At 41.5% G+C, this 9,814-nt stretch carries 11 protein-coding genes; 10 read left to right on the forward strand and 1 reads right to left on the reverse strand.

Annotated elements, in window-relative coordinates; all coding sequences use genetic code 11:
- From CRENPOLYSF2_RS01705 to CRENPOLYSF2_RS01745, 9 genes are all read left to right on the forward strand, one after another.
- The coding region (locus CRENPOLYSF2_RS01705) for a DUF4391 domain-containing protein (protein WP_087142241.1) at positions 1 to 207 on the forward strand (207 nt) is incomplete at its 5' end.
- A 220-nt stretch (positions 208 to 427) separates the two neighbouring features.
- Entirely contained in the window at positions 428 to 1,261 is an 834-nt protein-coding gene (locus CRENPOLYSF2_RS01710) for a RepB family plasmid replication initiator protein (RefSeq protein ID WP_087142242.1), read from the forward strand.
- A gap of 21 nt (positions 1,262 to 1,282) precedes the next feature.
- Positions 1,283 to 2,260 carry a site-specific DNA-methyltransferase gene (locus CRENPOLYSF2_RS01715; RefSeq protein WP_087142243.1) on the forward strand — a complete coding sequence of 326 codons (978 nt, stop codon included), beginning with the start codon at positions 1,283 to 1,285 and terminating at the stop codon, positions 2,258 to 2,260.
- Between the two features lie 207 nt (positions 2,261 to 2,467).
- Positions 2,468 to 3,520, forward strand: coding sequence for a DNA methyltransferase (locus tag CRENPOLYSF2_RS01720; protein WP_217884048.1), 1,053 nt, complete (start codon positions 2,468 to 2,470; stop codon positions 3,518 to 3,520).
- A gap of 14 nt (positions 3,521 to 3,534) precedes the next feature.
- Entirely contained in the window at positions 3,535 to 3,759 is a 225-nt protein-coding gene (locus CRENPOLYSF2_RS01725; RefSeq protein WP_087142245.1) for a hypothetical protein, read from the forward strand.
- A complete protein-coding gene (locus tag CRENPOLYSF2_RS01730) occupies positions 3,750 to 4,154 on the forward strand; it encodes a type II toxin-antitoxin system VapC family toxin (RefSeq protein ID WP_087142246.1) in 405 nt (134 codons plus the stop codon). The genes CRENPOLYSF2_RS01725 and CRENPOLYSF2_RS01730 overlap by 10 nt, the downstream gene beginning before the upstream one ends.
- A 77-nt stretch (positions 4,155 to 4,231) precedes the next feature.
- The gene (locus CRENPOLYSF2_RS01735) at positions 4,232 to 4,471 is read left to right on the forward strand and encodes a DUF2281 domain-containing protein (RefSeq protein ID WP_176370996.1); all 240 of its coding nucleotides are present in this window, start codon (positions 4,232 to 4,234) and stop codon (positions 4,469 to 4,471) included.
- Complete coding sequence (locus CRENPOLYSF2_RS01740) at positions 4,468 to 4,860, forward strand: type II toxin-antitoxin system VapC family toxin (protein WP_087142248.1); 393 nt, start codon at positions 4,468 to 4,470, stop codon at positions 4,858 to 4,860. Before CRENPOLYSF2_RS01735 ends, CRENPOLYSF2_RS01740 begins: the two co-directional genes overlap by 4 nt.
- Before the next feature lie 9 nt (positions 4,861 to 4,869).
- Positions 4,870 to 7,905 (forward strand): type III restriction-modification system endonuclease, encoded by a 3,036-nt coding sequence (locus tag CRENPOLYSF2_RS01745; RefSeq protein ID WP_087142249.1) that lies wholly within the window; start codon positions 4,870 to 4,872, stop codon positions 7,903 to 7,905.
- A gap of 41 nt (positions 7,906 to 7,946) precedes the next feature.
- Here CRENPOLYSF2_RS01745 and CRENPOLYSF2_RS01750 read toward each other — a convergent pair whose 3' ends face one another.
- Positions 7,947 to 9,017, reverse strand: a complete 1,071-nt coding sequence (locus tag CRENPOLYSF2_RS01750; RefSeq protein WP_245807856.1) for a metal-dependent hydrolase — start codon at positions 9,015 to 9,017, stop codon at positions 7,947 to 7,949.
- On the opposite strand from CRENPOLYSF2_RS01750, the gene CRENPOLYSF2_RS19105 reads away from it, so the two are divergent.
- Complete coding sequence (locus tag CRENPOLYSF2_RS19105) at positions 8,929 to 9,246, forward strand: hypothetical protein (protein WP_245807857.1); 318 nt, start codon at positions 8,929 to 8,931, stop codon at positions 9,244 to 9,246. The two genes, CRENPOLYSF2_RS01750 and CRENPOLYSF2_RS19105, sit on opposite strands and share 89 nt — an antisense overlap.
- Positions 9,247 to 9,814 lie beyond the last annotated feature (568 nt).

The following is a 9,814-nucleotide window of genomic DNA, read 5'->3' on the forward strand; positions in this document are numbered from 1 at the left end:
ATGCTAAGGCAGTTGCTACCTTTACCACCTAGAACAGGCGAATCTATAAAAGCACAAATGGAACGTTTGGCGCAAATCCTCAGCAAACAAAACGAATACCGTAAAATAGAAGCACGTTTACACAAAGAACGGCAATTTAATCGCAAGATAGAATTAAATGCTCAATTACAGCTTTTAAAAACAGAAATTTTTAAACTCGAAAATTAGTATTTTTTGAGTTATCCACAGGTTTTTTTGGGTTGCGGCCTTTTTTAATATTTTAATTACTTTTATATATTTTTAGCGCTTATAATCTATTGATTTTTAATTGTTATTAAACAGATAAAGGGAGNNATAAAGGGAGAAATCCGCACCATTAAGGGAGTTTAATTTAAATTAACCCTTAATGGTGTTATCATGCGCTTTTAAATTCAAATTTTGAGTTCTTATGAACAAGAAAAATTTAACAATTTACAAAGCTAATGCTGTTGTTGAAGCCGGTTACAAGCTGACTTTGAATGAACAACGGGTGGTTTTGGCTTGTATTGGCCAAGTGAATTCAAATGTGGCGTTATTGGCTACAGATGAATTTGAGTTATCGGCGAAAGAGTTTTCTGAGCTATTTTCTGTTTCTGAAGATCGTGCTTATCATGCACTTGTCGATGTAGCAGAAAGCCTGTTTAATCGTTATGTCGTAGTTGATAATCCTTATCATGATCGTCCATCTGTTAAGCGCCTTAAGATGCGTTGGATCAGTTCCATTGAATATTTAACTGATGAAGGAAAAATATCCCTTTGCTTTTCTCAAAAAATGCTGCCTTACTTGAGTGCACTAAAAGGTCAGTTCACCCGCTATGAGCTTAAGCATATCGGCAATATGACATCGATTTATGGCATTCGCCTGTATGAATTTCTGATGCAATGGAAAACCACGGGAAAGCGTGAAATTGAAATTGACTGGTTAAAAAAACAGTTTGAAATTGAAGAAAAATATAAAGCAATTAAAGACTTAAAAAAATACGTAATAGACCCCGCCATCAAAGACATCAACACCCATTCAAACTACCAGGTAAATTGGACACAACGCAAAACCGGACGTAACGTAACGCATTTAACCTTCATATTTACTGAAAAACAGCCCTTAACGCCCGAAAACCCCAAAAGACCTACACAGACTAAGGAAAAGATGATTAACGGCGTAAAAGAGTCAGAAATCAAAAAATCGGCCAAGGTGGGTGAGTCGTGGGAAGACGCGGCGGCTCGGATCAAAGCTAAACAATAAACCTAGGCCTAAAAATACAACATGGACAAACTCAAACTACACAGCCCCAATTTCATTCAAGACAATATTGCCAAACTGGCAGAACTGTTTCCAAACTGCATCACGGAAACACTGGGCACAGATGGTATGCCACAAAAAGCCATTGATTTTGACCAATTGCGCCAAGAGCTGTCCGATAAAATTGTTGAAGGCCCGCAAGAACGTTACCAGCTTAATTGGCCAGGCAAACGCGAAGCTTTGTTAACTGCCAATGCCCCCATTGCAAAAACCTTACGCCCTTACCGTGAAGAAAGTGTCGATTTTGACACCACCCAGAACTTGTATATTGAAGGTGACAATCTGGATGCACTCAAGTTGCTACAAGAAACTTACTTGGGTAAGGTTAAGATGATTTACATCGACCCGCCCTATAACACCGGTAACGATTTTATCTATGAAGATGATTTTGCTGAAGACAGTGAAAGTTATTTGCTAAAGTCCAACCAAAAAGATGAAGCCGGAAATCGTTTGGTGACCAATGATGAATCCAATGGACGCTTTCATTCAGATTGGCTTAGCATGATGTATTCACGTTTAAAACTGGCGCGGAATTTATTGCGGGATGATGGGGTTATTTTCATTTCCATTGATGACAATGAACAAGCTAATTTAAAACGATTGTGTGATGAAATTTTTGGAGAAAGTAATTTACTAGCCACAATTACGATAAAAGTAAGGTATGAAGGCAAAACGCTTGTAGAAGATATGAATTTTCAAAAACTAATTGAAAATGTGTATTTCTATGCTAAATCCAAACCACTTGTTAAGCTAAAAAAGCCAGAGTCAGAGTATGACTTTTCAAAATTTGAATGGTATATAAAAGAGACGGGCGAACCAAATATTATTGAATTAGGTGGGAAAAAAGTTGAAGTTTTTTTTGATGGTAGCTTTGAAATCGTTAGAGGAGAACCTAGTAACCGACATTCCGCACCCCTAAATAAAAATTTAGCATTTAACTAACATATTGATATTTAATTAATTTTAGTGTTTTTCTGGATTTTAGACTTTCGGGTTACAACAAGAAAAAGTCATCTCTTGTTTGTTTTTTGTTAAATCTAAGCTGATGTAAATGACTTTGGAAATACGCCAAAAAATCGAAAAATTTATAACATACTGAAATTATTAAATTAAATTAAATTAAATTTAATCATAAAATTATGAATAGGGGTGCGGAATGTCGGTAGTAAAATTGGTTTAAAAGAGATTTGGGCAACGGGTTCAATTCTTGATGGAAACTCATCTGGACGGTTTTTTCGTGATCATTTAAGTGGAAAAAGTGAGGTAGATGGTATTGGGACTTTGTATAAGGTTTATGGCATTGGAGATGATGATTTACCATATAGATATTTTAGTGGCCCTAAAAAATCAACAGCTACAAAAGGCAAATATTATCAAGGCATTCCTAGAAAAGTATTAGATAACCTTGATAATATAAAAAAGTCACAGCCGATAGTAACATTCATGGATTTAGCAGGAAATTTTGGTAATTGCAGGCATGAAGGTGGCGTTGATTTTAGAAGTGGGAAAAAACCTATCGAACTGTTTCGCAAACTTTTTGGAATGGTAGTATCTGAAAAAAATGACTTAATCTTAGATTTCTTCTCTGGTTCAGCCTCCACAGCCCATGCAGTCATGCAGTTAAATTCCGAGGATTCAATCAACCGTAAATTTATTATGGTACAAATTCCAGAAGATTGTTTTGAAAAAAGCGGAGCTTTCAAAACCATAGCCGAAATTGGCAAAGAACGTATCCGCCGTGCCGGACAAAAAATCAAAGCCGAAAACCCACTAAACACAATGGATTTAGATATTGGCTTCCGCGTCCTGAAAGTCGATAGCTCCAATATGAACGATGTCTATTATTCACCTGATGTCTTGGACAAAGCCAACTTGGCAAGCTACGTCAGCAATATCCACGAAGACCGTAGCGATGAAGACTTATTGTTCCAAGTGCTATTAGACTGGGGCGTTGATTTAACCCTGCCCATCCAACAACAAACCATTGAAGGCAAACCGGTGTTCATCGTGGCTGAAAACGTCATTGCCGCGTGCTTTGACCGTGAAGGCGGTATTACCGAAGCCTTCATCAAACAACTGGCCGAAATAAAACCCCTACGTGCCGTATTCTGTGATGCAGGCTTTGCCAGCGATAGCGTTAAGATCAACGTGGAACAAATATTTAAGCTGTTGTCGCCAAATACTGAGCTGAAAACACTTTAACAGGAGCGTGTCACATGAATACATTCAAACAATATGCCGATGTGGTCAATGGCGTGATACACATTAACTTACCGAAAGATTTCCATGCTAAACGCGTAGAACTCACTATTGTATCGTTAGATGAGGACGAAGCACCTTTATCGGCTTTGCAACAACTGTTACTGGATAGCCCTGAAATGACCGATGAAGAATATCTGCGTATCGAAGAAAAAAGACGGCATTTGCAACAATGGAAATAATTTGTCTCGACACCAATGTACTGATTGCCCATAAACGCGCTAAAAAAACTGATAAAGACAAGACTTTTTTATTTAAATTGACGAAAAAACCCTATCAATTCGCTGTGTCCAGCATTACCGTTTATGAATTATTGCGTGGCGATAATCAGGATGAAGATGCGTATTGGAAAGCGCTATTCAGTAATATGACGGTGTTAGATTTTGACAGTGATTGTGCTGAATACGCCGCAAAAATCTATCAGGATTTGAAAACAAAGGGCTTGTTGATTGAAGCGGAAGATTTATTGATTGCTGCAACGTCACGCAGGCATCAGATGAAACTTGCAACAGGTAATGTGAAACACTTTGCCAGGGTCGAAAATTTAGATTTGGTGGTTGATAATGGATTGGTATAACCAGAGTAATATCCGAACTTCTATAGCAAAAAATAATCAAGATGATCTTTTTTATCCTCATAAATCGAGATTCAGCCATGAACTACATCCACGAAATCAATACCCAATGCCAGCGTTTACCGGAGGACTTACAAAAAGAAGTGGTCGATTTTATCGGTTACTTGGCTACGCGTTATCAACTGAATCCAATCAACCAAAGTCAACTAGCCTTGTCCGATACTGAACTCAAGCAAGCAACAGGTATTTTAAAAGCGCCCAAAGCCGTCTCTCTGGAAGAAATGGATAGGGTAATAAAAAATCGCGGCGGGCGTCTATGATTGCGGTAGACACCAATGTCTTAGTCCGTTTAGTCGTTGATGATCCCGATGCGCCTAAGCAAATGGACTTGGCGAAAGCATTACTTCAGAAAGCCAAACAGGTTTTTATACCGCAAATCGTACAGGTTGAATTAGTTTGGGTATTGGAAAGCGCTTATGGCTTTGACAAGGCCAGCGTTATTACGCTACTAAAGCAGCTGCAACATTCTCCTTGTTACGTGCTGCAACAGCCAGCCCAGTTCACTAGCGCATTAACGCATTTCGAAAATAATCCAGCGGATTTCTCTGATTATCTTATTTTGGCAACCTGTGTGGAACATAACCAAGCGTTGCATACCTTTGATAAGAAATTTGCCCGTTTAGCATTGGTTAATCTCCTGAAGGAATAACGCCGGACTATGAAACTAAAATTTAAACACCAAGCCTACCAAACCGCAGCAGTAGAAGCGGTTACCCAATGCTTTGCAGGGCAGCCATTTCAATCGGCGATTACTTACCGTATGGATAGCGGCGTAACTTCCGGCAAAGCAGTGCAGTTGTCGCTTGAAGACGATTCCGGTTTTAAAAATGCTGGCCTAAAACTAAACGATGCTCAGTTACTGGAAAATATTAATCGCGTGCAACAGCCGCAAAACTTACCGCTGTCGTCCAAGTTAGAAGCAACCAAGATTTGCAAAGTTAATTTAGATGTGGAAATGGAGACTGGTACAGGTAAAACCTATTGCTACATCAAGAGCGTGTTTGAACTCAATAAGCAGTACGGCTGGAGCAAATTTATTATCATTGTGCCCAGTATTGCGATACGTGAAGGCGTATATAAATCCTTGGATATTACCGCTGAACATTTTCTGGAATCCTACGGTAAGAAAGCACGTTTTTTTATCTACAACTCCAAGCAGTTGCATAACCTGGAAAACTTTTCTTCCGATGCGGGTATTAACGTGATGATCATTAATGTCCAAGCCTTTAACGCCACAGGCAAGGATAATCGCCGCATTTATGAAGAACTGGATGATTTCCAGTCGCGCAAACCCATTGATGTCATTGCCGCTAATCGGCCCATTTTAATTCTGGACGAACCTCAAAAAATGGAAGGCACTAAAACCCTGGATTCGTTACAAGCCTTTAAACCGCTGATGATCTTGCGTTATTCTGCCACCCACAAAACGACTTATAACAAAATCCACCGCCTGGATGCACTGGATGCGTATAACCAGAAGCTGGTAAAGAAAATTAAAGTCTCCGGTATTACCGTAAAGGGACTTACGGGTACTAATGCCTATTTGTACCTTGGCAGCATTGATACCTCACCCAGCAAACCACCTGTGGTGCGGGTTGAGTTGGAGATCAAGCAAAACAGCGGTATTAAACGAGTGCTGCGTAAGTTAAATCGAGGGGATAACCTGTTTGACTTGTCGGGTGGCCTGGATCAGTACAAAGGCTTTGTGGTGAGTGAGATTGATGCCAATACCCAAACACTCAGTTTTACTAATGGTGAAGAAATCCAAGCTGGTGAAGCCACGGGTGATGTTAACGAAGAGGCTTTACGTCGCATTCAAATCCGTGAAGCCATTAAAGCGCACTTTGAAAAAGAACAGGTATTGTTCCACCAAGGCATTAAAGTACTGACACTGTTTTTTATTGATAGCGTCGCCAAGTATCGTTGCTATGGTGATGACGGCGAAACAGCCGGTGAGTACGCCAAAATATTTGAGGAAGAATACAACTTATGGCTCAATGAAGCGTTAACGCTGGACGACTCACCCTATAACGATTATTTGCGCAGTATTGAGGCCAGTAAAACCCATAACGGTTATTTTTCTATCGATAAAAAAAGTAAGCGCTTGGTTGATCCTGCGACGGGCAAAAAATCAACAGAAACGGATGACGTGGATGCCTATGATTTGATTTTGAAGGATAAGGAACGGTTGCTGTCGTTTGCTGAACCGGTGCGCTTTATCTTTTCCCATTCTGCCTTGCGTGAGGGTTGGGATAACCCCAATGTATTTGTCATTTGTACGTTGAAACACAGTGATAATACCATTTCACGCCGTCAGGAAGTGGGGCGCGGAATGCGTTTAGCGGTTAATCAACTAGGTGACCGTATGGATGATCCGGCAACAGTGCATGACATAAATGTTCTTACTGTTGTGACCAGTGAAAGCTATACCGAATTTGTGGCAAATTTGCAGAAAGATATTGGTGAATCTTTGTCTGCACGTCCGCGCATTGCCGATGAAAAATATTTTACCGGTAAGGTTCTTAAAACTGCGGCAGGGGATGTAGAAGTAACGCCACAAATTGCCAAGCAGATTTATCGTTATCTCGTCAAAAATGATTATACCGATAACCACGATAAAATTACCCCAGCTTATCACGAGGCTAAAAAATCAGCTCAGCTTGCCGCTTTGCCGCCTGAGCTGGCTATTTATGCTGAACAGGTTTTCCAGTTAATTGATAATGTCTTTAATGATGCCCAATTACCACCCATTGAAAATGAACGAACCGCGAAAACCAATGAGTTAAATGCCAATTTTAATAAACAGGAATTTAAGACACTTTGGCAACGTATCAACCATAAAGCGGCCTATAGCGTTGACTTTAAAACCGAAGAATTGATCAAGAAATGTGTTCTTGAGCTAGATAAGGCATTACGCGTCAGCGCGTTGCAATATACCGTAGGCCATGTAGAACAAAAAGATGATGTAACCTTTGATGCGCTTAAGCAAGGTGATGCATTCAAATTGGTAAAAACCGAAACAGAAACCAATAAGATTTCTATCCATTCAGCCGTGCAGTACGATCTTATTGGTAAACTCGCTGATGCCACCCAGCTAACTCGCCGCACCATTGCCCAAATACTGGGCAGTATCAATAATGCGGTGTTTGATCAGTACAAAACCAATCCAGAAGATTTTATTGCTAAGGCGTCACGCTTGATTAACGAACAGAAAGCGACTGTTATTGTTGAACACCTGACCTACGACACCGTGGCTGAAACTTATAGTCTAGATATTTTTACCAGAGAAAAGCCGAAAATGGATTTCAGTAAGGTAGGTGACAAACTGAACCGGCATATCTACGATTACGTGTTAACTGATTCCAAAATAGAACGTGATTTTGTTACAGAACTCGATGCGAGCGCTGAAGTGATTGTCTATGCCAAGCTACCACGCGGTTTTTTTATTCCTACGCCCGTCGGCAATTATAATCCAGACTGGGCCATTGCTTTTAGAGAAGGTTCCGTAAAACACATTTACTTTGTAGCGGAAACCAAAGGTTCAATATCATCAATGGAATTAAGAGCAATAGAACAATCAAAAATCGAGTGCGCCCACAAATTCTTTGCCGAAATCAATAACAAAATAACCACCGAAAAAGTTAAATATGATGTGGTAAATAGCTATGGAAAATTGATGGAATTAGTAAAATAATGCTCCCAAGCTATTCATTGATTATTAACCAATGAATAGCTTCAAAGCCCCTGTAAAATATCGGGAACTTCCCCACCATCCTCACCCCCAGCAAAATTAAGCTCCACCGGCTTATCACCAGGCCGCAACCAAAACTGCACCACCACCTCGCCCCGAATCGCTGTCACATTCAAATACTCGCCCAAATCTTCCGCCTTGGCATAATGCAACCGCACCTTATCGCCACCCCACAACACCGGATGGTAGGTTTCAATTTGGCTGACATTCACCACTTTATCCGCATCCACATACAACTCACCGACCAGATAATAACCATGATTGGCCTTCAAATTATTCACCAGCCAGCGCAATGACTTACCTTTCATATCGACACGCTGCGAGATCACCCGCAACGGTTCGCCCTTAATCAACACCGCATCCACCGGAAACAGATTGTGCTGCATCTGGCTTTTGCCCACCGAGCGCACGGTGCCGTTATGCTCAATAATCAGGCCGCTTTGCCATGCGCCCAATATCGGACACACACAATTGATATGCTCCAGGGTCAGGTTATCAATGGCCTTCAGTTCCAGTGTGTACCAGTTTGCGCCCTGCACCTCGATAAATTCATCGTAAGAGATGTCAAAGTCCTTCAGGATTTGGTGCAAACCGCCACGTAGCCCAAGATTGCTCATCGGATATAAACCAACGCAAAACACCAGCATCGAACAGAAGACAATCATTTCCGCCTTGCTGCCCACCTCCAGCCGGTACGCCCGTTTGCCCGGCATCACCACACGGATAGGCGACGGCCAGAACAAGTCCACGCCGCGAAAATTGGCCATGTCGATTTGCAGATGCGACCAGTAACCACCCAGCACCGCCCAGAAATACAGGGGAAAATAGAAATACAGCGGCGATATCATCGTCACCAGGATGGCGATGCCGACAAAGGAATGGGTGATGGTACGGTGGCCGAAACGTTTTTCCAGCGGTACAGAGATCCAGAACAACGGTCGTCCGACCTTGGAAGTGGGCAGGTCGATGTCGGGCATGATGGAGAACAGCATCGCCAAGCCCCAGGCGATGGGGTCGATCTTGTACTCAAAGACGGTTGCGCCGCCCAGGTACATGACGGTTGAAAAAGCGGCGTGGGTGGCTGCTAGCATTAATTTTTGTCCACGAAAGGCACGAAAAACACGAAAAGGGCTATTTTTTGCCCATTCCCTCGAAAAGGTAAAAGTTTCAAAATGGGGGGCTAATCAACAAAAGGCTCTAAAGTTTCACGGCATTTACCGCGCCATTAGCCACGAAGACCAATATGAATTTTTCTACATGGCATATATGCCTAATATTCAATAGGTTATAAAAAATATTATTGCCGGTTTTGAAAACGATATTTCGGCTGTAGACCTTTTGTAGCAATGGATGCAGCCTAGTGCTGCGACAAACCGTTCTTTTGGTTAATTACCCCCAAGAGAGAAACGAAGGAAGCAAGACACGGAAGCAAAAAAGCGTTCGCTTCCGCTCACAGGATTTTAGTTTTTGTGAACTGCAAGTCCGTAGTGGGCATTCCAGCCCTAAAGCTGGAATGCCCACTACGGACTCATGAAAGGGTTTTTATGGGGTCTCATTGCCGACCCCATACCCCGCTAGGATATTGCCACAAGGTGAGGGGTTAGGGGATGTTCCATTGCTCCAAAACCCCAAAATGGGGGGTAAAAAGTGCAGAACTGAAAACACGGGCTAATCTGGCATTAAAAAATCAACGCTATGCCGTCTAATTTCATCGGAGAGCCGCAAAACGCAATATCAAGCTAGGCATGTAGCCAAAACAAATAAAAATGCTAAAAAACGCATTTTTGACGGCTTTTTGAAATACTGAGGAATGAGGGTGTCCATTGCGGCTTGTTGGATGAAATCAGACAGG

The sequence above is a fragment of the Crenothrix polyspora genome (assembly GCF_900163755.1).
GTDB lineage: Bacteria > Pseudomonadota > Gammaproteobacteria > Methylococcales > Methylomonadaceae > Crenothrix > Crenothrix polyspora.

Excerpts from the sequence above, each read along its gene's own strand:
- CRENPOLYSF2_RS01710 (WP_087142242.1), top strand. The coding sequence starts at position 428 with ATGAACAAGAAAAATTTAACAATTTACAAAGCTAATGCTGTTGTTGAA.
- CRENPOLYSF2_RS01715 (WP_087142243.1), top strand. The coding sequence starts at position 1,283 with ATGGACAAACTCAAACTACACAGCCCCAATTTCATTCAAGACAATATT.
- CRENPOLYSF2_RS01725 (WP_087142245.1), top strand. The coding sequence starts at position 3,535 with ATGAATACATTCAAACAATATGCCGATGTGGTCAATGGCGTGATACAC.
- CRENPOLYSF2_RS01730 (WP_087142246.1), top strand. The coding sequence starts at position 3,750 with ATGGAAATAATTTGTCTCGACACCAATGTACTGATTGCCCATAAACGC.
- CRENPOLYSF2_RS01735 (WP_176370996.1), top strand. The coding sequence starts at position 4,232 with ATGAACTACATCCACGAAATCAATACCCAATGCCAGCGTTTACCGGAG.
- CRENPOLYSF2_RS01740 (WP_087142248.1), top strand. The coding sequence starts at position 4,468 with ATGATTGCGGTAGACACCAATGTCTTAGTCCGTTTAGTCGTTGATGAT.
- CRENPOLYSF2_RS01745 (WP_087142249.1), top strand. The coding sequence starts at position 4,870 with ATGAAACTAAAATTTAAACACCAAGCCTACCAAACCGCAGCAGTAGAA.
- CRENPOLYSF2_RS19105 (WP_245807857.1), top strand. The coding sequence starts at position 8,929 with ATGTCGGGCATGATGGAGAACAGCATCGCCAAGCCCCAGGCGATGGGG.
- CRENPOLYSF2_RS01750 (WP_245807856.1), bottom strand. The coding sequence starts at position 9,017 with ATGTACCTGGGCGGCGCAACCGTCTTTGAGTACAAGATCGACCCCATC.